Origin of the sequence: Gilliamella sp. wkB112 (genome assembly GCF_001690685.1) — a bacterium.
In the GTDB taxonomy this organism is placed as follows: domain Bacteria; phylum Pseudomonadota; class Gammaproteobacteria; order Enterobacterales; family Orbaceae; genus Gilliamella; species Gilliamella apicola_J.
The window spans coordinates 79,696-103,971 of record NZ_LZGL01000003.1; the positions used below are offsets into that span (position 1 = coordinate 79,696).

Genomic DNA, 24,276 nt, shown 5'->3' on the forward strand with positions numbered 1-24,276 from the left:
AGGATAAATCAATGTACGCATTAACAAATTGTCGTTTTTATACAGGCTTTGAAATTCTTGAAAATCATGCAGTTATTATTGATAAAGATAAAATTGTCACAGTCTGTAAACAAGACGAAATACCAACAGGTATTACCATTGAAAATTTACAAAGCGCTATGGTTGCGCCTGGCTTTATTGATATTCAAGTCAATGGTTGTGGTGGAGTGCAATTTAATGAAACACTTGATGCATTAAGTGTAGAAACGTTAGAAAAAATGCAAGCGACCAACCTTATTTCTGGTTGTACTAGCTATTTACCTACATTAATTACCTCAAGTGATGAGTTTATGATCAAGGGTGTGAATGTTATGCGTGAATATTTAGCTACGCATCCTAATCAAGCGCTTGGTTTACACCTTGAAGGTCCTTATATCAATCCAGAGAAAAAAGGTATTCATGATGTAAACTTCATTCGCCAGCCATCGCAAAAAATGATTGATTTTCTTTGTGATAATGCCGATGTCATAAAAATTATTACTTTAGCACCAGAAAAAGTAGAAAGTCATTTTATTAAACAACTGGTTAATGCTGGCATTCATGTCTCTGTTGGTCATTCTAATGGCCATTATGATGATTGTCGTCGTGGATTTAATGATGGTATTAGTTTAGGTACTCATCTTTTCAACGCCATGCCATATATATCGGGGCGTGAACCTGGTGTTGTTGGTGCAATTTATGATGAACCAGAAGTTTATGTTGGGATTATTGCTGATGGTCAACATGTGAATTGGGCTAATATCCGCAATAGTCATAAAATCAAACAAGATCATTTAGTGCTAATTACCGATGCGATGTTACTTGCTGGATCCAACTTATCCTCAGGTGTTTTTGCTGGTAAAACCATTTATTATAAAGATGGTCGCTGTGTAGATGAGAATGGTACTTTAGGTGGATCAGCATTAACCATGATCGAAGCTGTTAAAAATGCTGTCGAATATGTTGGTATTGCATTAGATGAGGCTTTACGCATGGCTACGCTTTATCCTGCAAAAGCAATCGGTGTAGACAAAACGCTTGGAACTATCAGTGAAGGTAAAATTGCTAACTTAGTGGTGTTTGATCGTGATTTTACTGTATCTAAAACTATTGTTAATGGAGTGATGACTCGTTAAAATGTTATTTAATCGGTGACAAGATTGAGTAACATATGACTTTTAATTATTTAAATTTAGTCGGCAATGCTGAACTAATCAAACAACTTAATTATGCAATGATTTACCGTTTGATTGTTCAGCAAGCGCCCATTTCGCGAATCCAATTGGCGGAAATTAGCCAATTAGCCCCGGCAAGTATTACTAAAATTACCCGCCAATTTCTTAAAAATAAATTAATTAAAGAGATTGATACGCAACAATCAACGGGGGGCCGTCCCGCTGTTTCGATTGAGGCTAAATTTACCCATTATCAAACCATTGCTGTGCAATTAAGCCGTTCACATGTGATTGTGGAACTTTATGATCTTGGTGCTAATTGCTTAGTTTCAAAAACATATCCGCTAACTGATTTTACCGAAAAACTGGCCCAAAAATATTTAATTACTTTAATAGAACAATTTATCCAAGAACACAGCAAAAAAATTAAAAATCTAATTGCTATTTCGGTGGTAATGCCCGGGTTGATTGATTCGGTACACGGGATTGTTCGGTATACGCCACATATTCAAGTTAAAGAATGGCCTTTGGCAGACGTATTACAAAAGCAATTTAATGTGTCTATTTTTGTCGGTAATGATATTCAAAGCCTGGCATTAGCAGAAAGTTACTTTGGTACCACGCAAAATGTTGACGATTCTATTCTCATCCGTGTACATCATGGTGTAGGGTCAGGGGTTATTGTTAATCAACAATTGCTTACTAATCATAATCAAAGTGCTTGTGAAGTTGGACATATTCAAGTCGATGCTTTAGGTGATCGTTGTCACTGTGGTAATTTTGGTTGTTTAGAAAATAGAGTGGTAAATCGAGCAATTGAAAATCGAGCCAAACAGATGATTGAACAAGGTTATCTAACTAAATTAACTATTGCTGAGTGCAATATCGCTAATATTTGTGCCTGTGCTAATCAAGGTGATGAGTTAGCGATTAAATTGGTCAAAGATGCCGGTGAAAATTTAGGTAGAGCGGTCGCCATTATGGTTAATATATTTAATCCGCAGCGCATTGTATTAGCTGGTGAATTAATAAAATCTCAAGAAATATTGTTAACGGCAGTCAATAGTGCGTTAAAAACTCAGAGTTTAGAAGGCTTAAGAAAGAACCTGACTATTACTTGTTCTGTTCTTGATGATCGCTCAGCAATTGGTGCTTTTGCCTTAGTGCAACAAGCGTTATTTAACGGATCACTACTAATAACTTTGTTTGATAGTAATGAAGTGTAGTGATTGAGGTAAAAATAAAGCCCGATAAAATCGGGCTTTTTATTAGGCTAAAATGCGTAACATTCTACGTAAAGGTTCCGCGGCTCCCCACAATAATTGGTCGCCGACAGTAAAGGCTGATAAGAAGTCTTTACCCATATTTAGTTTTCGTAAGCGCCCAACTGGCGTAGTTAATGTGCCGGTAACGGCAGCAGGAGTAAGTTCGCGCATGGATATTTCACGATCGTTTGGTACCACTTTTACCCAATCATTATGTGCAGCAAGTAGTTTTTCTATTTCTGGTATACTGACGTCTTTTTTCAACTTGATAGTAAAAGATTGGCTATGACAACGCAATGCACCAACGCGAATACAAAGACCATCCACAGGAATAATTTGGTTGGTACCTAAAATTTTATTGGTTTCTGCTTGCCCTTTCCATTCTTCTTTGCTTTGACCGTTATCAAGGGCTTTATCGATCCAAGGAATGAGGCTACCCGCTAATGGCACGCCAAAATTATCGGTTGGCAAACTACCATCACGCATTTTTTGTGTCACTTTACGTTCAATATCCAAAATAGATGAGTGTGGATTTTGTAATTCTTTAGCCACTTCTGCATGTAACATACCCATTTGGGTTAATAATTCACGCATATGACGAGCGCCACCACCAGAAGCTGCTTGATAAGTCGAAACCGCAATCCAGTCAACCAGATTTTCAGCAAACAAACCACCTAATGACATCAACATTAAACTAACGGTACAATTACCACCAACAAAGGTTTTAATACCTTGGTCTAATGCAGTATGAATGTTGGCTTTATTCACTGGATCTAACACGATAATAGCATCTTTCTCCATACGTAGTGTTGATGCGGCATCGATCCAATAACCTTGCCAGCCTGTGGCACGTAATTTTGAATAAATTTCAGAGGTATAATCACCACCTTGGCAAGTTACAATAATATCTAATGCTTTTAAGGCATCTAAATTATCAGCACTTTGCAAAGTACCGGTTTTACCACCAAATACTGGTGCTGCTTGCCCCGCTTGCGAAGTAGAAAAGAACACCGGATTAATATAATCAAAATCATGTTCTTCAACCATACGTTGCATAAGAACAGAACCTACCATCCCACGCCAACCGACAAAACCAACATTTTTCATAATTTTTCCCATTCCAAAAGTAATAGTTATATACAGAAACGCTCCACTATTAAAACAAAATATCACTATAAAACAAAGTAAGATAAGAATTATTTTTGTCAGCACAGATATAATAACGTGGTGTTATGGCTAACAGTATTTGTTAAAAAGGGGAAATTTAATTAATAGGTAAGGAAAATTTTGTTCTTTATCTTACTTGAAAACGCATTTTCCTTACTTTTCTTTGTATGGGTAGAACTTCTACAAAGTTAGGAAAAATAAGAGACTATATCTATATTAATATTTTTTATAAAATTAATATTACTACCACTAGTTACTCTTTAATTATTGTCAGTTTTTTCCTCAGATCCGAATAAATTTTTCATCATGGATAAGATAATACTAACCTCTTGATAATCAACGTTTGTTATAAATGTGCATATGGTTTATCCCATTGTTCATGAAGTATAGTATTTTCAGAAAGATAAAATCGTTAATTAGATAGAATTATTTGAATATTAGCTAAATTGTATAAAATCAAAAGGTTATTCTGAGCAAGGATAATTATATTTTAAAACTTTAAGATATAAAAGAGAGAAAGGTTGTTCATATAAATGATCTACCGCATTATGTTGTTTGAGCACATCATCAATCATTTTAATTGTTTCAGATAATATGGTTAGTTTCATTAAATAATCATAGTTAGAGGGGCAGGCAAATCTATTTTTGTGTTCTAATGTTAACATTGAATCATAAGCAATTATTCCATTTACCAGCAATTTAAAATAATTGTTTGCAAAATAAACATGTTCAGGTTTTGGTGAATTATATAACGTTTTTAAATCTTTATAAGTTAATGATGGCTTATACATTATTTCATCATAAGGGTCGGCAAATGTACAAAAAGAAGTAAGTAGAAAAATAAAAAAAATTAAAGTTTTTTTCATTGTTAATTTATTAATTGGAATTATGTTGATTTAAAGGTATTACCTTATCATAAGGTGGTCAAAAATCACACATGATTTTATTCTCAGCTTGAATTTGGCTAAAACAGAGATAATAAAAAAGCCCACTCAAATGAGCAGGCTTTTTTATTTGAAATTGGTCGGCGAGAGAGGATTCGAACCTCCGACCCACTGGTCCCAAACCAGTTGCGCTACCAAGCTGCGCTACTCGCCGTTTGTAGTCATTTTATGTTCTATATAAAATGGGGTGGCTAATGGGATTCGAACCCACGACAACTGGAATCACAATCCAGGGCTCTACCAACTGAGCTATAGCCACCATAGAAGTAGGACGAAATATTACGCATAAAAAATAACATTGTCCAGTATATTTTTTAAAATATTCGCTGACTGATTATATAAAAACCGTTAACAGCTTAATCTTATAGCATGGCTAGCCAAAATTAGGCTTTATGTGACATTAATACCGCTTTAAATCAGGAAGCAACCGAAGTTGAAACTTTCATAGCGCAACTAAGTGTTAAACGGTGAAATAAATAACAGATTTAAAATGATATCTTATTATAAATTAAAGATAAATTGAATTATTTGATAATCCAGTTGATTAGTTATAATATTTGCTTGGTGATATGGTTCTGTTTGTAAGCTGAAATGGCTTATTTAACTAATAACTTAGTTTTATATCTAAACGTATAGCAGACCTGAAACATCTTTGCAAAAATTGCTGTAAAAGTAATCAAAAACAATCTAAAAATTATGTAATATTTTAGTAAAACAGCCTGACTTTTTTTATATTATTGTAATAATGTAACTACCTAAAATTAAATAAAAATGACGACTATGATAAATATTTTATTAATTGATGATGATGTTGAATTATCGCAGATGCTTAGTGAATATTTGACCAACGAAGGTTTTAATATCAAAAGTGTTTATCTGGGTAAAAATGGTATCGAGGAAGCGCTATCAGGTAAATATCGTGTGGCAATTTTAGATGTAATGCTACCCGACATCAATGGCATTGACGTGCTAAAAAGTATTCGTCAGCAATGTAATATGCCAGTGATTATGTTAACCGCGAAAGGCGATAATATCGATCGAGTTTTAGGTTTGGAATTAGGTGCTGATGATTATATCCCTAAACCATGTTATCCACGTGAGCTATTAGCCAGATTACGTGCAGTATTACGCCGTTTTGATGAACGGTCAGTGGACACAGTGGATGACAAAAAATATCATTTTAATGGCTTAACCTTAGATCTGCCACAGCGTCTATGTACTTGGAACGACAAAGTGATTGACTTAACTTCGACTGAGTTCAATTTATTAGTTTTACTGGTCAAAAATAATGAAAGAGTGGTGACTAAAGAAGAACTATCTGAAATAGGTTTAGGCCGAGCACGCGAGCTTTATGATCGTAGTGTTGATGTGCATATTAGTAATATTCGCCAGAAGTTACACCAAGTTGCTCAAAATGTGGTTACCATCGAAACTATTAGAGCGGTCGGTTACCGTATTCGTTAATTGTAAATAATTGAAACATAGGTTTGGCATGAATCGTCGATTATTTTGGAAAATACTCATTATATTCTGGGTGATTTTTTACCTTACCTTTCAATTAACTTGGATCGCTTTTTCTGTTTATGTAGATAATAAAAATCAACGATTCCTTAATCATATGCCGACTAAAGTCGATATGATTGCTCAGTTATTACATGTAGCCGGTGAGGATGAAACCCTTAATTTTATTGCTCACCTGCCTGAGCGCGAACAAGTTTTACTCTCGATAAAACTGGTTTCCCCACAGAATGATCAAGTCAATATCATTACTGACGAATTAGAAACCCCAACCTATGCCTATCAACGTACCACGGTGGCTCCGGATGGTACTTTATATACAGTTTCCTTTAAAGATGATAAAGATGACAGGGACGATAGGAGCAAAAAAAACCTATTTAATATGCCGATGCCGATTATTTTAATGGGGATCTGTGTAGGACTTATATTCAGTCTATTTTTGGCTTGGAACTTAACCAGACCAATGAAATTACTTAGGAAAGGTTTCTACCAAGTATCGCAAGGCGATCTTTCAGTGCGTTTATTTAATAAGTTAAAACGCCGCCGTGATGAACTTAGTGAACTTGGCAAAGACTTCGATATGATGGTTGAACAGCTCAATATCTTAATCTCAGATCGGCAAGTGTTATTGCATGATGTCTCGCATGAACTGCGCACACCTTTAGCGCGGTTGCAATTAGCTATTGGCTTGGCGCAGCAAAATAAACAAAATATTGATACTTCATTAGCCAGAATCGAACTCGAATCAGAACGCTTAGATCAACTTATTGGTGAGATCCTTAATTATTCGCGTGCTGAAATGAATAATCGTACCGATGAATATTTTGATTTAAAAGATCTTGTTAGTGTCGTGATTAATGATGCTAATTATGAGGCTAATCATCAATTAATTGATGTAAACTTCATCTCGGCAACGATTAATCATTCCATAATTAAAGGTAATTCGGAGCAAATTCGCCGGGCAATCGAAAATATAATTCGTAATGCCATTCGCTTTTCTAAAGCTGGGCAAGCCGTTGATGTGTCGTTAAAAGAGATTGGTAAGTATTTACAAATTGAAGTCAAAGATCGTGGTCCGGGTGTTGATGCCAGTAAATTATCCAGCATTTTCGAGCCATTTGTACGTATACAATCACCGCAATTGGGTAAAGGCTATGGCTTAGGTTTAGCTATAGCCAGAAAGACAGTTATTATGCATAACGGTACTATTCAAGCCTCAAATCGTGACGGTGGCGGCTTGATTGTTACTATTCGCCTGCCGTATTGGCGCAATCTTTAATAACAATCAGTATTAACCATTAATACGTATTCTTTAATCAGTTTTTCTAACTTAATTTTATCATGACCAACAAAATTCAATGTTTGCATGATGGTGTTAGGATCGGTTTTTAATAGCGCTTTATATTGGGCAATATACTGGCTGGAGATAGGTTTATATGACCAGTGCCATTCTTCCGGTAGATAGCCACCTTTACGCCCTTCATTGAATGGTCGGCAAAATCCATATTTGGGTAGATTTTCCTGTAACCATTTATAGAGGATTATGCCTTTGCTATCATTATGAAAATACTCGGACGAAACACTAGTAATATCAATATCAGTACCCCAGTGATGACGTGATGTGCCAGGCATTGATGAAAATTTTAAAATTTCTTCGGCGATTTTTTGCGGATCATTAATTTTAGCGGTTAAAGCATCCCATTTACGTTGCCATATGCCATTTTGGTACTGGTAATTACGGGTTGCGCTTACCACAATAAACGGGATATTCGGGTGAGCTTTTTTAAAGTCCCGATAAGCCTTAATCAATTGTTGTGTTGGTTGTTTTTGCAGGTACATGCCTTTTTTATTTACCGGCAACTCAGTGGTATCCAAGGCAATAAAATTATCATCTTTCTTTTCGTCAAATTGACCGGTGAGTTTATTTAAAGGGATTGATTGTGCCATAGCAAATGTCGAACATAAAAGTAAAATTAAAGTTTGCGTAAGATTGAAAACCATTTTCAATCTTATTGATTTTTTTGTATTGTTAAACATCACTAATATTCTATTAGCCAGATAAGGTGAAAAACAGTATAATCCTTTTCCGAAAAATTAAAATAGCCATAATGTGTAAAAACGAGGCCTTATGTTAACACCATCAGTATCCAACTCGTCTATTAATTGTGTAGACGCGACCCAAAATGGGAATTGTAACCCGACTAATCCTAATAGCGAGAAATTAAATTTACTCAATTTTACCCGGCCACAACTAAGAGAATTTTTTGTTTCTCTGGGCGAAAAACCATTTAGAGCCGATCAAGTCATGAAATGGATCTACCATTTTGGCATTGATGACTTTGATCAAATGACCGATATCAATAAAAAACTCCGCGAACAGTTAAAAACTTTAGCCGAAATTAAAGCGCCAGCGATTGCTGTAGAACAACGCTCATCCGATGGCACCATTAAATGGGCATTAGATGTCGGCAATAACCAATTGATTGAGTCGGTGTATATTCCTGAGCGAGATCGGGCAACTTTGTGCGTGTCGTCGCAAGTGGGCTGTGCGCTAGAATGTAAATTCTGCTCGACTGCCCAACAAGGATTTAACCGTAATTTAACCGTTTCTGAAATTATTGGCCAAGTATGGCGAGCCTCAAATGCCATTGGTGTGACAGGTAAATTAGCCGATAGACCAATCACCAATGTGGTCATGATGGGCATGGGTGAACCTTTGCTTAATTTAGCCAATGTGGCGCCGGCTATGGAAATTATGTTAGATGATTTTGGTTATGGTTTGTCTAAAAGGCGAGTAACGCTCTCGACTTCAGGCGTTGTGCCAGCGTTAGATAAACTTGCCGGAATGATTGATGTGGCGCTAGCTATTTCGCTGCATGCCCCCAATGATGCTATTCGTAGTGAAATTATGCCAATCAATCAAAAATATAATATGGCTACCTTGCGTGACTCTATTTTACGTTATCTTTCTTATTCAAATGCGAATCATGGTAAAGTGACCATTGAATATGTGTTACTTAATCAAGTGAATGACGGTGTTGAGCATGCACATGAATTGGCTGCATTCCTAAAAAATGTACCAAGTAAAATTAACTTAATTCCTTGGAATCCATTTCCAGGCGCACCTTATTCAAGATGTTCAAATACCCGTATTGATCGCTTTATGAAAACCTTAATGGGCTATGGCTTTACCGTGATTGTGCGTAAAACTCGTGGAGATGATATTGATGCTGCTTGTGGTCAATTGGCTGGTGAGGTGGTGGACCGCACCAAACGCACATTATATAAAAAGCAAAATCTGGCTCGGCAAACAGCTTAAAGATAAACTTCAAAAAGGATAAATGGATGAAAAAATACTTAGTTGCTTTAAGCTGTTTAAGCATGATGGTTATCTCTGGTTGCCAGATGAAAAACCAAAATGAATTCGATCCGGAAACCGCGGCCTTGGCAAGAATGCGTTTAGGACTAGCTTATTTAGCCAAAGCTGACGAGTCGCAAGACAATGTCAAAGCTGCACATTATAATCTTAAATTAGCCGCGCAGTATTCACCTAATAACCCGCAAATTATGTTGGCTATGGCCATGTTTGATCAGCATGTGGGTGAATATAACGAAGCCGAAATGATCTATCAACGTATAACCTTAATGCAACCGGGCAATGGCTTATATCATGTTCATTATGGCTCGTTTTTATGTGGGCGTGATCGCTATGCCGAAGCCAAACAGCAATTTCAACAAAGCCTTGATCTAGATCGTCACCGTTGGAAGGCTGATACCTTTGAGCAATATGGTTATTGTGCGATTCAAAATGGTGACCAAAAAACTGCTAATTCAATGTTCAAACAGCTGTTCCAATATGACGCCAACCGCCGTGAAAATGTTGCCAAAACCGCAGCCATACATCAACAAAATGGTGATATGAAAGTGGCTAACTATTTGTTAGCAATAGTAAAACAGTAGTCTTTATCTAATCGAATATCAATAAACAATAACCGACTTATTATAATAAGTCGGTTAGCTGTTAGTTCTTCTCAAAAGTCATATCAAAGCTATGTGTTTGCTGATTATAAACTGCGGTGAAAGTACCTTGATCGTGTGGATTTTGTAAAATATGATTGACGATAAATGGCCTAATATTGGTTTTAATATAACCCGGTAATCCTCTGGCACCACGGATGATATCGTAATGTTCATGGCAAAATGCACTAATACAAGAATCTTCAATTTCGATGGTATAACCACGTGGTTGATAAGCTTGATTTAGTTTGACAATTTCACGCCGAATAATCTGCTCAATAACTTCCATCGGTAGTCGTTTGAAGTGAAGAATATTTTCCCGACCATTAAAACGATTGAGTAGTTCTGAACGATAGGTATTATTCAGTTCATTAGTGGCTAATTCACAGGCAGCTTCATCAGACAGTTCCAGATCTAAATAATATGCTTGCCCGATATTTGAGGTCATAATAATCATAATATCCGAAAAATCGACAGTACGACCAACGTTATCAGTTAAACGCCCATCGGATAGAATCTGCAAAAAGATATTAAACACATCCGGATGCGCTTTTTCGATCTCATCAAACAGGTAGATGCCAACCGGTTTGGTTCTTACTGAATTAGTTAAAATGCCGCCAGCTTCAAAGCCTTCATAACCAGGAGGGGCGCCAATTAATTTAGCTACCGCATGTTTTTCCATGTATTCTGACATATCAAAACGCACTAATGATTTTTCATCACCATAGACATATTGCGCTAACGCTTTTGCCATTTCAGTTTTACCAACACCCGATGGCCCTAAAAATAGATAAGACATTGCCGGACCGGATTCTTCAAGGGCATCAACCTTAGCAACTTTAACCGAATTAGCGACATGTTTAACAATACCGTCCTGACCAAAAATACGTGATAACAAGTTGGCTTCTAAGTTAATTAGATTTTCAACTTCATTTTCATCTAATTTAGATGCTGATATGCCGGAAATTTTACTAAATTCGGTGATCACTTCTTGTCGATTTAATTTCAGCCCTTTATTAGCTAACATAACCAATTTTTGGTGTTGTTCGTTATTTTGTGCTATCTCTGTGTCAATCTGACGGATCTTGTCTTTCAATTTGGTGACTGCAGGGGAATCAAATCCAGCCGCAGTTAACTGTGCAAAGGTTTTTATGGCAGCGGACTCTGAATTTTTATTGCTATCTTCATCTTCTTGTAGCTGGGCGATTTCATCTTGTAATTTAAAACGCAAAGTTTCAGCATCACGTTGGTATTGATAGGTTTTATTAATTTCGGACTTTAATTCTTGCCAATCCTGCTGCCATTGATCTAATTGTTGTTGTAGTTCTTGGCGTTCAGTTTCATTACTGCTTTTGGCGATTTTTTCCATTAACTCAGCAATTTTAGGGTGCTGTTTATGGGTAAGTTGACGATAACTGGCCAAAGCGCGATCAAGTAACGAAATCGCTCGTTGCGGTTGCGCACCACCTAAGCCTAAACTATCTCGATATTTACTGGTTAGGCGTATCGCTTCTTCAATGGCTTCGTCATCTACTGCAATTTTATGGTGTTCAGAAAGTTCTTGGGTTACCACAGTAACGATAGCTTGCAAATCACTGCCGGTAGGTTCTTTGACATCATAAAGGGTGTACAGTTCCGGCATATTGGTGCTGGCTTTTAATACACTACTCAGCTTGTCATCACGGACTTCTAAGATAACTTGGAAATTATTAGATTTATCCGCGTTATTTAGTGCATTAATAAAGTGCGCATTACCAGTGTTATGTGCCGCTTCTAAAAAATTGGCGGTATCAGTAATAATAAGAACTGATTCCGGGGTTTGCAGTAATTTTTTTAAAATACCTTGAAATTCATTATTAATTTTATTGCTGTCACCGCTCGAAAACAACGCATCACAATTTAACCAAAATAATTTTTTTACAATTAAATCGAATGGTGTATCCGGGCTGTTTTTCGATGCTTGTAAACCAAGAGCAAGCGCCGAAACGCCTACTCCTGCTGGTCCTGTTAATAACAGTGAATTTGATGATTTGCGAATCAGAATAGACGAGATTCTTTCTAAATCATGTTCTCTACCCACTAAATTAAAATTAGGGTATTGCGCTAAATATTCACGCCCTCTAATTAAGTACATTATGGCTTCCTTAATTATAGTTTAAAGGGTGACGTAGTATTAGAACTCTCTTTTTGCGGTTCATTTTTTTCCGCTAACACATCGCTGGTTACAGCAATAAAGTCACGGGTATCATCCTGAACATCTTTAGCCATTTTTTCAATTTCATCCAAATTAGCACGCATGGTTTCTAATGCAGAACGTGTGATCTCAGTAGCTTCACGTTGAGTATCACCAAATTCGGCTAAGTTTTGTAACATGGCTTCCAAATCATTATTAATATCATCGCGACCAGTGGCAATGCGGATAGCTTCATTTTTAGCGATGTCATTAGTCACACGCGCCATTTCAGCTAAAGTATTACCAGCCATTGATTGGGCTTCATTAATTGCCGCTGAGTTTACAGCAGTCACTACCACGCTAAGTTGGGAAGCAACCGAGGCAATCCCTCGTGAATGCATGGCTCTGGCACTTTCAACTTGTTTTTTGGTTGCCGCTTGCATATTGCGAATTTTAATGGCTTCGGTGGTTAATTCACCATAAGTTTGCATGGTATCAACTGTTGCTGTGGAAACAGTATCAATATGTTCATCCAAATTACGTCGAGCTTCATCAAGTTTCATTGATTCTAATAAATTATCACCAGCATCTTTATTTTCAAGCTCTTGTCTGCGTTCACGGTGAACGGTTTCAACTTTTTTAGTTGCTTCGTTCATGATGGCATAGATTTGTATCATATTGCCATTATTGTCACTTAAGCCTTCAATTTGCTTAACCATTTTTTCCAAATGACCACGAATAGCACCAAAGCGTTCTTTACCTTGATTAACAAATTTCAGTGCCGATTCCACCATATCTGCTTGACGCAAGGTATGTTGTTCCGAAGTTAAGTTAAGCAACTCTTTTAGCTTTTCAACATCCATGGATTCAGCACGTTGTTGTTGGTGTTGTTGCATTTCGATTTGAATATCGCCAATTTTATTATAATTGCTTTGAACATTTTGTTTTAACTGTACTATTTTTTCTTCATTAGCCGCAATTTTAGCTTTAGATGCCGCTTTTATTTGTCCAAGTCCAAAGAAGCTTTTATCTTTCTGTAATGCTTCATTCTCGGTTTGTAACTGTACGATTTGCTTTTCAATATCAGCGCTATCGTTTTGCATTTGTTGTATTTCAGCTTCTTTTTCAGCATCCCACTCTTGATCGGCTTTGATTTTGGCTAAGGCATTACGAGTTTCGCCATTCTGGCGCAAGTTATATAAAGCATCAGTAATTTCGGTAAGTGGTTTGATTTTTTCAATAAAGCTATTAAGGTCATTATTAAAATCAGCATAGACTCGTTGTAATTCAGCAAATACTTCGGTGTCTGTCATTTCAATACGTTGTTTCGACATTTCTTCAGAAATTGATTGTAGATATTCTTTAAAAGTATCAAATTCTTGTATTTTGGCTCGATCAACTTCTTTATTATCAGTGAATTCTAAAATGCGAGTGACTTCTTCTACTTTCTGTTCCAGTGATAGGCTATCTGAAAAAATAACTTTAAAAAAAGAATTGTCTTTGATATTTTCGAGAGGATTTTCGACTTTAGCGGTTTTTTGCCGTTGTCTGGTTGAATAATCGTTTTGTTCAGTGCTGGCGAGTTTTTTACTTGAAGATACACTCATTGTCTTTTTCCTTTTTATCCATATAGTTTTTATATTCACTTACTGTCTGCTTACTTTGAATTTGTTATCAAATCATAAAGCTCAAGCTGGAATAATTAATTTAGTATTAAAGATGTAGAAAGATAAACTTATCTTTATGCCTATTATTATCTATTTAACCTATTATTTTGACAAGTAAAAACCATTACAAATATTCTGAAGTAAACGCCAATGATTTTAATTTAAGAGAAACATAAAATTGATAGCTTTTTAGCAGTAAAGTAAAAAATAATTTTGTAAAAAGCATTGCGGAGTCTATGCCGTTTAAATCAAGTTTTAAACCAAAAGATAGTGAGATTAGCAAACAAGCTTGAATTTTAGATATAAAAAAACCACCCATAAATATGAGTGGTTTTTAGTATGATTATGGGTCTGTTAACAGGAGAATTACATCATTCCGCCCATACCACCCATGCCACCCATACCACCAGCAGCACCTAAATCAGCTTTTTCGTCTTTAGGTAAATCAGTAACCATACATTCAGTAGTGATCATTAGTCCAGCAACTGATGCTGCATATTGTAATGCGCTACGAGTTACTTTAGTTGGATCTAAGATACCCATTGCAATCATATCGCCATACTCTTCAGTTGAGGCATTGTAACCATAGTTACCTTTACCACCTTTTACCGCGTTAACTACAACTGATGCTTCTTCACCACAGTTAGTTACGATTTGACGTAATGGCGCTTCCATTGCACGTAGAGCAACTTTGATACCTACGTTTTGATCTTCGTTAGCACCTTTAAGGTCAGTAATTGCTGAAGCAGCACGAACAAGTGCAACACCACCACCAGCTACCACGCCTTCTTCAACTGCAGCACGAGTTGCATGTAGCGCATCTTCTACGCGAGCTTTTTTCTCTTTCATTTCAACTTCAGTAGCCGCACCCACTTTAATTACAGCAACGCCACCAGCTAGTTTAGCTACACGTTCTTGAAGTTTTTCTTTATCGTAGTCAGATGTTGATTCTTCGATTTGTTTGCGAATTTGTTCAACACGTGCAGCGATAAGTGATTCTTCACCAACACCATCAATGATAGTAGTATTGTCTTTGTTGATAACTACACGTTTTGCTTGACCTAAATCTTCAAGAGTGGTTTTTTCAAGTTCTAAACCAATTTCTTCTGAAATTACAGTGCCTGAAGTTAAAATAGCGATATCTTGTAACATTGCTTTACGGCGATCACCAAAGCCTGGTGCTTTAACCGCAGCAACTTTAACAATACCACGCATAGTGTTAACAACTAAAGTTGCTAGTGCTTCACCTTCAACATCTTCAGCGATGATTAATAGTGATTTACCTGCTTTAGCTACAGCTTCTAATACTGGTAATAATTCACGGATATTAGAGATTTTTTTATCGGCTAATAAAATATATGGGCTATCTAATTCAACAGTTGCAGTTTCTGGTTTGTTGATGAAATACGGAGATAAATAACCACGATCGAACTGCATACCTTCTACAACATCAAGTTCGTCTTCTAGACCAGTACCATCTTCAACAGTGATAACGCCTTCTTTACCTACTTTTTCCATTGCTTGGGCAATTAAAGAACCAACTGTTTCATCAGAGTTAGCTGAAATTGTACCTACTTGGGCAATGGCTTTAGAATCGGCACAAGGAGAAGATAATTTTTTAAGCTCTTCAACTGCAGCCACAACCGCTTTATCAATACCACGTTTTAAATCCATTGGATTCATACCCGCAGCAACAGCTTTCAAACCTTCATTCACAATTGACTGAGCAAGTACTGTTGCGGTAGTGGTACCATCACCAGCGGCATCATTAGCTTTTGAAGCAACTTCTTTCACCATTTGTGCACCCATGTTTTCGAATTTATCTTCTAATTCAATTTCACGAGCAACTGAAACACCATCTTTAGTAATAGTTGGTGCACCAAATGATTTATCTAATACTACGTTACGTCCTTTTGGACCTAAAGTCACTTTAACTGCATCAGCAAGTACATTAACGCCTTTGAGCATTTTAACTCGAGCGTCGTTACCAAATTTAACATCTTTAGCTGCCATTTTTGTTTCTCCTAAATTCTGTATATAAGTTTAAATCGTTACCGTTATGCTTGAACAATGGCTAAAATATCGCTTTCAGATAAGATAAGCACTTCTTCGTTATCAATTTTTTCTGTTTTAACGCCATACCCTTCATTGAAAATTACGATATCACCAACTTTAACGTCTAACGGTTGTACTTGACCATTTTCCAAAATACGACCATTACCAACAGCTAAAACTTCACCGCGTGTTGATTTACCTGCTGCTGAACCAGTTAATACAATGCCACCAGCTGATTTTGATTCCACTTCTTTACGTTTGATGATCACACGATCATGCAATGGACGAATTTTCATTAGTTATCTCCTAGCACTAATTTTAATTAGATAATTATTAACAATAAATCATAAAATTACGATTCTATGATTGTAGTTTCACTTAAATGGGGATTAATTTATAATCTTCAAGAGAATAAAATTAAAAAAAATTCTAATTGGTTAATTATTCATCATCTTTACGTTTAAATTCACCTTCAATAATATCTTCGGATTGATAGTAATTGGTTGATGATGTAAAACTCGATTTAATTGGCAACCTACTTACAATGGATTTAACCACATGTTGCTGCACCAATGGAATTAATAAAATGGCGCCTAAAATATCGGTCACAAAACCAGGAATAAGTAATAACAATCCAGCAAAAAGTAAAGCCACACTTTTGATAATTTCATTTTGGGGATTTTGCTCATTAGCTATCTTTTGTTGCATAATACTCAGGTTGCGTAACCCTTGAGTTTTGACCAGTGAAAAACCAATAACAGAGGTTGCAATAATGCAAATTAAAGCCAGTAACACACCGATTGAATTTGCTACCATAATAAAAACCGTAATTTCGCAATAGACATAAATAAAAAAGATAAAAAACACTATAAATCGCATATAACCATTCCCTTCATAAAACTAAAATAAATAGGGTATAATTCATGATATGAAGATGATTAGTTATTTTTCAAGCAAACGGAAGCTATTTTTTAAAATATCTTATAAAAAGGATTGACGGATAAGCACTAATCGTGTTTAATGTGCATCCATTGTTGCCCGGATAGCTCAGTCGGTAGAGCAGGGGATTGAAAATCCCCGTGTCCGTGGTTCGATTCCGCGTCCGGGCACCAATCACCAAATTCTAAGACCTGCTTCAAGCAGGTTTTTTTATGTCTAAATCCTTTGCAGATAAGCCTTGCAATGAGTTTTCTTTGTCAACTGACATCAACCAAAATCAACCCAAATCAAGTGCAAAATCGGATACATTTGGTTCGATAATGGCGTGTATCCGTAAATTGGATTTAAAGCCTTTATTGGCAATGTATGTGGCTAATCGCTTATGTGATAATTATATTAATTTATGTTATGGATTTTATTACTTCAAAATGGAAGTTTTATCTAACGGTTATATGTTTTTTGTATATATTAGATTAATACATATAAGACTAATTTTGTCTTCTGCACTAGGAAAAATTTAACCAAAAATCAGATGAAAAATATGAGTTACCATCACGAAAATAAATAGAATTTATCTGATATAGCAGTGGCTAAATGTAGTAAATTGCTGGAACTAAAAATAAAGCGTGAAATGTGCTTTATTTTTAGCATATTTTCAGTTAGATGTAAATATGCAGTGCATTACTATGTGGTTATTGCATAATACCATCTGCTTAATTGTATTTGAAATAGGTAAAAAATTACATGCATCGACATGTTATGAAAGCATAACTTTGACTATTTTTTGAGCTCAATGGGTGTCAATACTCATAGCTATATTGATAACTTGTTTATGCAACAATCGAAACTACTGCCAGTTCGAGTGGATTTAGGGTATAAATCTAATCAAGCGATTGCAATGCATTATGTGGAATGGTGTCATTTGTCCGACTAAGATTGGAGCTTACTCTATTTTCAGCATTAACTACTCGTCAGTTAATTGTTCCAATTAAAGCGGTGGAAGAAGATGGGCATAGTGAAGTTGCAAGCCGATTACAACAACGCACATCCGCTATTATGCGTTATGCAGTACAAAATGGTTATATCTCTTATAATCCAGCTCAGGACTTGAAAGGTGTAGTGAGTAAGGTTAAGGTGAATCATCGTCCCGCACTTGAATTAGAACAGTTACCTGAACTATTAGAGCGTATTGATAACTTTAAAGGACGAGAGTTAACCAAGTTAGCAATTAAACTTACCTTATTTATCTTTATTCGTTCTAGTGAATTGCGTTTTGCTCGTTGGTCTGAAATCGATTTCGATAAAAAGGTTTGGACTATTCCAGCAGAAAGAGAAGTGATTGATGGTGTACCGCATTCTCACCGTGGTTCAAAAATGAAAACCCCTCATTTGGTTCCATTAAGTGATCAAGCCATTGAGATTTTAAAACAAATTTATGAGATTAGTGGAATGTATGAACTGGTATTTATTGGCGATCATTCACCGAGAAAACCCATGAGTGAAAATACCATTAATAAAGCATTACGTTCAATTGGCTATGATACTAAAACAGAACTTTGTGGACATGGTTTTAGAACTATGGCTTGTAGTGCATTAGTTGAATCGAATCTATGGTCACGAGATGCTGTTGAGCGTCAAATGAGTCATCAAGAACGTAATGGGGTAAGAGCAGCTTATATTCATAAAGCACAACATATTGAAGAGCGTAAGAAAATGGTTCAGTGGTGGGCTAATTACATAGATTCAATCCGAACCGAATTTGTCATGCCTTATGAGTTTAAGACTGCTTAAAAAACACCTCACTATTTAATTTGCTTTTCAGCAACCAATCATTTTATATCTAAAATTTAAGGAGTGTTTATGCGAACATTACCTCATGCATCGTCATGTCTGGAATCTACTGTGGTGGGTTCGAGTACGATTTCAGTTTTTATCACCAATTTAGGTAAATATAATGAAGGAGAGCTAGTCGGTGAATGGCTTGCTTTGCCAACAACGTCTGAACATGTTACTCAATGTCTTGAGCGTATTGGTATTGATGGTATTCAATATGAAGAGTTCTTTTTAACTGATTATGAATCATTGGTTAATGGTGTATCGGATTATATTTCGGAATACAGTAATCTTAATGAGCTTAACTATTTAGCTTCCAAACTTGAAGAGCTAAGTAATAATGATATTGAAATCTATGAAGCGATTATTGATATTGGAGGGCATGTTCAATCGGTTGCCGATCTTATTAACTTAGTTGACAACTTAGATTGTTTTCAGTGCTTGTGGAATGTGAACGATGAATATGATTTAGGCTACTACTGGATTGAAGAAAGCGGTGGTTACAACTTGAAGGAGCTGGGCAATTTAGCTAACTACTTTGATTATGAAAAGTATGGACATGATATTGCGCTTGAACAGGGAGGTACATTCTATTCTAGTGGCTATGTTTATCATACTGGTGAGAGCTTTACTGAAGATTATGATGGGAAATATGTTCCTGAGAAGTATTGTGTTTTGTCAAACTTAAATTACTTAGAGAATTAATAAATTCCCTCTAATAAAAGTTTAGATTCGCTTTTTAGGGGGGTATTAATTATTAATTTTTTTAATTAGTTGTGTGTAATTTTTATTACATGTTTCACTTTCTGTATTTCGTAATGATGGATATTAAGCAATTAAAGCAGAAAATCAGCGATATCGCCATTTGGAAGAAGGGCGATCAGTGTGCTCCTCATAAACCGTTATTATTGTTTTATGTCTTATCACAATATAAGTAAGGTCATAAACGGTTATTTAATTATGGAGCTGAAATTGAAGCACCACTGCTTGATTTACTAACACGTTTTGGGTCGTGGGCCGCAACGTACTCATTATTATCCTAATATGCCTTTCTGGCGTTTAAAAAGCGATGGTTTTTGGCAATTAATCAATACTGAAAATTGTATTAATCTTGAAAAGCCAAGCAAAGAACCTACAAGTAAGCAGCTTGATTTTGATCTAACAGAATTTAATCGCCAGCGTGATCTTAAATTTAGACAATTGGTTTTGCGTGCTTATAACTACCAATGTGCCATTTGTGGTTTTGATTTAAGACATGACTCAATTGCAATCGGCCTTGAAGCCGCTCACGTTAAATGGAAACAACATGGTGGACCTTGCATTGTCAATAATGGTTTAGCACTTTGTTCACTACATCATTCGGCTTTTGATATGGGGTCGATTGAGCTTGATAGTAGTTTCAAAATCAAAATATCAAGTGGCGTTAATGGTCATCAAATGGTTGAAAAATTGTTCTGGGTTTTTGAAGGTAAAAACATACTACTACCCCGCGTAAAAGAAGATTATGTGCATGATCGGTTTATTGAATGGCATTTACAGGAAGTGTTTAGGCAATAAAAAATTTGTTAACTAAATAAAATATAGTAGTATTTTATTATTATAAAATTCAAATATTGTATACAAAAGTGAATTATTAAAGATGACATTAATTGATTTAAAAGATCTTGAAGCACATTTATGGCAGGCAGCACATATTATTACTGGACCAATAGATGCTTCTGATTATAAAACGTATATTTTTCCTATTCTTTTCTTTAAACGTATCTGTGATGTTTATGATGAAGAGTTTACCGATGCTTTAGAGCAAGTTGATGATATGGAATTAGCAAAGGCTGAAATGTTTCATCGAATTCAAATTCCTCAAGGATGCCATTGGAAGGATGTTTTTGCGAAAAATAAAAACATTGGTCAATCAATTAAAGAAGCTTTTTTAGGCATTGAGCGAGCAAATATTCAGTTACATAATATCTTTGGTGATGCGTCTTGGACAAATAAGGAACGTTTATCAGATGAACTCTTAAGTAAATTATTAAACCATTTTAATCAGGTGAACCTAGGTATCGAAAGTGTCCGTAATGATGATATGGGGCGTGCATATGAATATCTAATCAAACGTTTTGCTGATAAAGCAAATAAAAAAGCTGGAGAATTTTATACACCTCGCACTATTATTCGATTAATGGTTAATATTTTAGATCCTAAATCAGGGGAAAGTGTTTATGACCCTGCATGTGGTACAGGTGGCATGTTATTGGAAACTATTCATCATGTTAGAGAAAATGGTGGAGATCCTCGTTTATTAAAAATTAAAGGGCAAGAGAAAAATTTAACTACAGAAGCGATTGCTCGTATGAATTTATTTCTTCATGGGCAGGAAGATTTTGATATTGTGCGCGGGGATACATTACGTGATCCCAAATTTCTGAATAATGATACCTTAGAAAAATTTGATTGTGTTATTGCTAATCCGCCATTTAGCCTTAAAGAATGGGGATATGATAACTGGAAGAATGATATTTATAATAGAACTACTTATGGTCTTCCTCCTCCAACTAATGGGGATTTTGCTTGGATTCAGCATATGTTTTCTTCATTGAATGAAACAGGAAGAATGGCGGTTGTATTACCTCATGGGGTTTTATTTAGAGGGGGATCTGAAGCGCGTATTCGTAAACAATTACTTCAGGAAGGTCGTATTGAAGCAATTATAGGTGTTGCATCAAACTTGTTTTATGGTACAGGTATACCTGCATGTATTCTCATTTTATGTAAAAAACGTTTACCGACTCATCGAGACCATATTCTTTTCATTAATGCTGAAGATATTTATACTAAGGCACGAGCACAAAATATTTTGTCAGAAACACAAAGTGACGAAATTTATCAGATCTATTTTCAACAACAGCAACAAGGTCCTCAAGCTGATAATATTGAAGGGGTAACTAGGTGGGTTACCTTAGCAGAAATTGAGGAGAATGATTTTAATCTTAATATTGCACGTTATGTGCAAAAACCACTAGAAGAAAAGACTATCAGTATTGAATTGGCGCTAAAGGAATTTCAACAAAAATTAACTACTTTGGAACAAGCCGAACAAGAACTTGAAATTCTTCTCAATCAACATGGGTTTACATTATGAAATTAGAAAAAGCCTATTCTGAAGATTTAAAAAAAGCAATAACAGCCGAAGATGCTGATTATAATTTCTTATTAGGTAAAATTTCATCCAAATATGCATTTACTTGCCCCGATGAAAATTGTAATGCTGCAGTGACCTGTGCAAATTTAGATAAAAAGAAATCACAAAGAAAAATCCCACCTTACTATAAAGTAGTAGGCGAGCATGATATTAACTGTTTAATTAATCAAGCTATTATTGAAAAAAATAAACAGAAAATTGAACAAAATGATATTTACTCTGAAAATGATACTTATATTGACAATGCAGTTCGTTTGAATCTTCGTCCAGTAAATCATCAACGTACAACAACCGATAATTCAACTATATCTAAAGACGACACCATTAAAACAGGGCATAAAGCAAACTCGAATCAATCAAATAAACGTAAGGTTCTACCTTCAAAAACAGTATCTTCTTTGGTGAGTGCTTTTCTTAATAAAGAAAAATTGATTGTACAGATCCCAGAAGTAGGAATATTACCCATTGAAGATCTTTTTATCGAAATTAATGGTCAAGATATTAGTAATTTTAATGATGAATTTAGGGTTTATTATGGTTTAGCATGGATTAATAAAGTGGATAAAGGTTTTTCGGTAAAATTTGCCAATAAGCTTAAAAATGGTAATTTGCAAATTAGGCCTTCATTTTTCATTGCTTTATCTGTTATTGAAAATAGTGCTTATGCCAAATTCAATTTAGAAACATTAAATAAATTATGCAACAAATCGCTTAAACAAGTTTTTATTTTAAGTGAAACTGGTCCACGTCCAAAAGAAAACGAATACCTTAATTTTTGGTTAGAAGGGCTGGAATACATGGATTATCGTATCAAATGAAATTGAATAAGAAAAAGTTAGAAGATTTATTATGGGGCTCGGCTGAATTTTTGCGCGGGCAAATAGATGCATCTGATTATAAACAATATATTTTCCCTCTACTGTTTTATAAACGGCTATCAGATGTTTATCTTGAAGAATATGATGAAGCATTACAGCTTCATGATGGTGATACAGAATATGCAGTTATGCCGATGTTTCATCGATTTAACATTCCTCGTGAAGCTCGTTGGGAAGTGATAAGAAATACCAGTAAAAATATTGGTAGAGCAATTCAGGATGCTTTGCGTTTAATTGAATCGAATAATGAACGTTTACATGGAGTGTTTGGTGATGCACAATGGACGAATAAAGAACGTTTACCCGATCATTTACTTGCTGACTTGATAGGACACTTTAGTAAAATTCCATTAGGTATTAAAACAGTCAAACAAGATGATCTTGGTGAAGCATATGAATATTTGATCAAAAAATTTGCTGATGATTCAGGACATACGGCTGCGGAGTTTTATACTAATCGTACGGTGGTTCATCTAATGAATCGAATTATGCAACTCCAACCAGGAGAAACCGCTTATGATCCTACTTGTGGTACAGGTGGGATGTTACTTAATGCAGTAATGGACTTACGTTCAGCCGGTAAAGAGTGGCGGAGTGTACATCTCTATGGGCAAGAGGTTAATTTACTAACGTCTGCAATTGCACGTATGAATATGTTTTTGCATGATATTGAGGAGTTTGATGTATTACGTGGAGATACATTAGCAGAGCCTAAATTTATTGAAAACGACAAACTCAAACAGTTTGATGTCATTTTTGCTAATCCTCCTTATTCAATAAAAAAATGGAACAGGGATAAATTTGCGGCTGACCCTTATGGACGTAATATGTATGGAGTTCCCCCTCAAGGGTGTGCTGATTATGCATTTTATACTCATATTATTAAAAGCTTAAATCCTCAAACAGGGCGAGCAGCTATGTTATGGCCACATGGTGTCTTATTTAGGGATTCTGAGCAAGCAATTCGTAAACAGATTATTGAATCAGATATTATTGAAGCTATCATCGGTTTAGGACCAAATCTTTTTTATAACTCTCCTATGGAGTCTTGCGTCATCGTTTTACGTTGTAATAAGCCAAAAGAGCGACAAGGGAAAATTTTATTTATTAATGGTGTTGGCCATATAACTCGTGAGCGAGCACATAGTCGTTTATCTGAATCAGATTTAGAGATATTAACAGAATCTTATTTTGAGCCAAAAAAGCAACCTGATATTGCTAAATTGGTGGATATAAAAAATATTCAAGATAACCAATATAACTTATCTATTTCATTGTATGTACCAAAAAAGCAAAATAATGAAGGAATTGCTCTTAAGCAATCAATAGAAGATTGGCAGATGAGTCGTGTGCAATTAAAAAAACAAGTAAAAAAGTTATTTGAAAGTCTTTCGGTTTTGGACTCACAAGAATGTGAGGATAAATAAA

Annotated in this window: 19 protein-coding genes, 3 tRNA genes and 2 pseudogenes; 14 read left to right on the plus strand and 10 right to left on the minus strand. The window is 35.5% G+C overall.

Translation table 11 applies throughout. From position 1 onward, the window contains the following. Positions 1–11: 11 nt before the first annotated feature. Together nagA and A9G12_RS00515 are read left to right on the plus strand one after the other, a co-directional pair. Entirely contained in the window at positions 12–1,154 is a 1,143-nt protein-coding gene (nagA, locus tag A9G12_RS00510) for an N-acetylglucosamine-6-phosphate deacetylase (RefSeq protein WP_065563936.1), read from the plus strand. A 35-nt stretch (positions 1,155–1,189) separates the two neighbouring features. Further along, on the plus strand, positions 1,190–2,419 hold the full coding sequence (locus A9G12_RS00515; RefSeq protein WP_065563937.1) for an ROK family protein: 1,230 nt from the start codon (positions 1,190–1,192) through the stop codon (positions 2,417–2,419). Positions 2,420–2,461: 42 nt separating this feature from the next. Here A9G12_RS00515 and asd read toward each other — a convergent pair whose 3' ends face one another. The 4 genes from asd to A9G12_RS00535 all read right to left on the minus strand — a co-directional run bounded on the left by asd (position 2,462) and on the right by A9G12_RS00535 (position 4,828). Beyond that, positions 2,462–3,565 carry an aspartate-semialdehyde dehydrogenase gene (asd, locus tag A9G12_RS00520; protein ID WP_065563938.1) on the minus strand — a complete coding sequence of 368 codons (1,104 nt, stop codon included), beginning with the start codon at positions 3,563–3,565 and terminating at the stop codon, positions 2,462–2,464. A 524-nt stretch (positions 3,566–4,089) separates the two neighbouring features. Continuing rightward, positions 4,090–4,491, minus strand: coding sequence for a hypothetical protein (locus A9G12_RS00525; RefSeq protein ID WP_141674080.1), 402 nt, complete (start codon positions 4,489–4,491; stop codon positions 4,090–4,092). Positions 4,492–4,646: 155 nt separating this feature from the next. Further along, a tRNA-Pro gene (locus A9G12_RS00530) sits at positions 4,647–4,723 on the minus strand. 29 nt (positions 4,724–4,752) lie between these two features. Beyond that, positions 4,753–4,828: transfer RNA gene (locus A9G12_RS00535), tRNA-His, on the minus strand. Positions 4,829–5,352: 524 nt separating this feature from the next. Here A9G12_RS00535 and A9G12_RS00540 point away from each other — a divergent pair. Next, the gene (locus A9G12_RS00540; protein ID WP_065564034.1) at positions 5,353–6,033 is read left to right on the plus strand and encodes a response regulator transcription factor; all 681 of its coding nucleotides are present in this window, start codon (positions 5,353–5,355) and stop codon (positions 6,031–6,033) included. Positions 6,034–6,061: 28 nt separating this feature from the next. After that, a complete protein-coding gene (locus A9G12_RS00545; RefSeq protein ID WP_065563940.1) occupies positions 6,062–7,366 on the plus strand; it encodes an ATP-binding protein in 1,305 nt (434 codons plus the stop codon). Here the strand turns inward: A9G12_RS00545 and A9G12_RS00550 are convergent. Continuing rightward, positions 7,363–8,088, minus strand: coding sequence for a M15 family metallopeptidase (locus tag A9G12_RS00550; protein ID WP_065563941.1), 726 nt, complete (start codon positions 8,086–8,088; stop codon positions 7,363–7,365). The genes A9G12_RS00545 and A9G12_RS00550 overlap by 4 nt on opposite strands. 157 nt (positions 8,089–8,245) lie before the next feature. Here A9G12_RS00550 and A9G12_RS00555 point away from each other — a divergent pair, with 157 nt between their 5' ends. Both A9G12_RS00555 and A9G12_RS00560 read left to right on the plus strand, forming a co-directional pair. Further along, complete coding sequence (locus tag A9G12_RS00555; RefSeq protein ID WP_065564035.1) at positions 8,246–9,406, plus strand: bifunctional tRNA (adenosine(37)-C2)-methyltransferase TrmG/ribosomal RNA large subunit methyltransferase RlmN; 1,161 nt, start codon at positions 8,246–8,248, stop codon at positions 9,404–9,406. A gap of 26 nt (positions 9,407–9,432) precedes the next feature. Continuing rightward, entirely contained in the window at positions 9,433–10,047 is a 615-nt protein-coding gene (locus A9G12_RS00560) for a tetratricopeptide repeat protein (protein WP_065563942.1), read from the plus strand. A 61-nt stretch (positions 10,048–10,108) separates the two neighbouring features. Here A9G12_RS00560 and A9G12_RS00565 read toward each other — a convergent pair whose 3' ends face one another. The 5 genes from A9G12_RS00565 to A9G12_RS00585 form a co-directional block, all read right to left on the minus strand. After that, a complete protein-coding gene (locus tag A9G12_RS00565; protein ID WP_065563943.1) occupies positions 10,109–12,238 on the minus strand; it encodes an AAA family ATPase in 2,130 nt (709 codons plus the stop codon). 14 nt (positions 12,239–12,252) lie between these two features. After that, complete coding sequence (locus A9G12_RS00570; protein ID WP_065563944.1) at positions 12,253–13,884, minus strand: hypothetical protein; 1,632 nt, start codon at positions 13,882–13,884, stop codon at positions 12,253–12,255. A 426-nt stretch (positions 13,885–14,310) separates the two neighbouring features. After that, positions 14,311–15,957 carry a chaperonin GroEL gene (gene groL, locus A9G12_RS00575; protein ID WP_065563945.1) on the minus strand — a complete coding sequence of 549 codons (1,647 nt, stop codon included), beginning with the start codon at positions 15,955–15,957 and terminating at the stop codon, positions 14,311–14,313. 44 nt (positions 15,958–16,001) lie between these two features. Next, positions 16,002–16,295, minus strand: a complete 294-nt coding sequence (locus A9G12_RS00580; RefSeq protein ID WP_034915350.1) for a co-chaperone GroES — start codon at positions 16,293–16,295, stop codon at positions 16,002–16,004. A gap of 145 nt (positions 16,296–16,440) precedes the next feature. After that, positions 16,441–16,878, minus strand: a complete 438-nt coding sequence (locus A9G12_RS00585; protein ID WP_065563946.1) for an FxsA family protein — start codon at positions 16,876–16,878, stop codon at positions 16,441–16,443. Positions 16,879–17,035: 157 nt separating this feature from the next. Between A9G12_RS00585 and A9G12_RS00590 the strand changes: the two genes are divergently transcribed. The 8 genes and pseudogenes from A9G12_RS00590 to A9G12_RS00625 all read left to right on the plus strand — a co-directional run bounded on the left by A9G12_RS00590 (position 17,036) and on the right by A9G12_RS00625 (position 24,275). After that, positions 17,036–17,111: transfer RNA gene (locus tag A9G12_RS00590), tRNA-Phe, on the plus strand. Between the two features lie 39 nt (positions 17,112–17,150). Continuing rightward, on the plus strand, positions 17,151–17,459 hold the full coding sequence (locus A9G12_RS00595) for a hypothetical protein (protein ID WP_065563947.1): 309 nt from the start codon (positions 17,151–17,153) through the stop codon (positions 17,457–17,459). Between the two features lie 433 nt (positions 17,460–17,892). Then, positions 17,893–18,729, plus strand: a pseudogene (locus A9G12_RS00600) (tyrosine-type recombinase/integrase); the annotation flags it as partial. 69 nt (positions 18,730–18,798) lie between these two features. Further along, a complete protein-coding gene (locus A9G12_RS00605; protein ID WP_065563948.1) occupies positions 18,799–19,476 on the plus strand; it encodes an antirestriction protein ArdA in 678 nt (225 codons plus the stop codon). 113 nt (positions 19,477–19,589) lie between these two features. Beyond that, positions 19,590–20,328, plus strand: a pseudogene (locus A9G12_RS00610) (phosphorothioated DNA-binding restriction endonuclease). Positions 20,329–20,410: 82 nt separating this feature from the next. After that, positions 20,411–21,910 carry a type I restriction-modification system subunit M gene (locus A9G12_RS00615; protein ID WP_065563949.1) on the plus strand — a complete coding sequence of 500 codons (1,500 nt, stop codon included), beginning with the start codon at positions 20,411–20,413 and terminating at the stop codon, positions 21,908–21,910. Next, a complete protein-coding gene (locus A9G12_RS00620; protein WP_065563950.1) occupies positions 21,907–22,788 on the plus strand; it encodes a hypothetical protein in 882 nt (293 codons plus the stop codon). Before A9G12_RS00615 ends, A9G12_RS00620 begins: the two co-directional genes overlap by 4 nt. Next, on the plus strand, positions 22,785–24,275 hold the full coding sequence (locus A9G12_RS00625) for a type I restriction-modification system subunit M (protein ID WP_065563951.1): 1,491 nt from the start codon (positions 22,785–22,787) through the stop codon (positions 24,273–24,275). The genes A9G12_RS00620 and A9G12_RS00625 overlap by 4 nt, the downstream gene beginning before the upstream one ends. Position 24,276: the final 1 nt, after the last annotated feature.

Coding starts and splice junctions, on each gene's coding strand:
- nagA (WP_065563936.1), top strand. CDS start 12: ATGTACGCATTAACAAATTGTCGTTTTTATACAGGCTTTGAAATTCTT.
- A9G12_RS00515 (WP_065563937.1), top strand. CDS start 1,190: ATGACTTTTAATTATTTAAATTTAGTCGGCAATGCTGAACTAATCAAA.
- asd (WP_065563938.1), bottom strand. CDS start 3,565: ATGAAAAATGTTGGTTTTGTCGGTTGGCGTGGGATGGTAGGTTCTGTT.
- A9G12_RS00525 (WP_141674080.1), bottom strand. CDS start 4,491: ATGAAAAAAACTTTAATTTTTTTTATTTTTCTACTTACTTCTTTTTGT.
- A9G12_RS00545 (WP_065563940.1), top strand. CDS start 6,062: ATGAATCGTCGATTATTTTGGAAAATACTCATTATATTCTGGGTGATT.
- A9G12_RS00550 (WP_065563941.1), bottom strand. CDS start 8,088: ATGGTTTTCAATCTTACGCAAACTTTAATTTTACTTTTATGTTCGACA.
- A9G12_RS00560 (WP_065563942.1), top strand. CDS start 9,433: ATGAAAAAATACTTAGTTGCTTTAAGCTGTTTAAGCATGATGGTTATC.
- A9G12_RS00565 (WP_065563943.1), bottom strand. CDS start 12,238: ATGTACTTAATTAGAGGGCGTGAATATTTAGCGCAATACCCTAATTTT.
- A9G12_RS00570 (WP_065563944.1), bottom strand. CDS start 13,884: ATGAGTGTATCTTCAAGTAAAAAACTCGCCAGCACTGAACAAAACGAT.
- groL (WP_065563945.1), bottom strand. CDS start 15,957: ATGGCAGCTAAAGATGTTAAATTTGGTAACGACGCTCGAGTTAAAATG.
- A9G12_RS00580 (WP_034915350.1), bottom strand. CDS start 16,295: ATGAAAATTCGTCCATTGCATGATCGTGTGATCATCAAACGTAAAGAA.
- A9G12_RS00585 (WP_065563946.1), bottom strand. CDS start 16,878: ATGCGATTTATAGTGTTTTTTATCTTTTTTATTTATGTCTATTGCGAA.
- A9G12_RS00595 (WP_065563947.1), top strand. CDS start 17,151: ATGTCTAAATCCTTTGCAGATAAGCCTTGCAATGAGTTTTCTTTGTCA.
- A9G12_RS00605 (WP_065563948.1), top strand. CDS start 18,799: ATGCGAACATTACCTCATGCATCGTCATGTCTGGAATCTACTGTGGTG.
- A9G12_RS00615 (WP_065563949.1), top strand. CDS start 20,411: ATGACATTAATTGATTTAAAAGATCTTGAAGCACATTTATGGCAGGCA.
- A9G12_RS00620 (WP_065563950.1), top strand. CDS start 21,907: ATGAAATTAGAAAAAGCCTATTCTGAAGATTTAAAAAAAGCAATAACA.
- A9G12_RS00625 (WP_065563951.1), top strand. CDS start 22,785: ATGAAATTGAATAAGAAAAAGTTAGAAGATTTATTATGGGGCTCGGCT.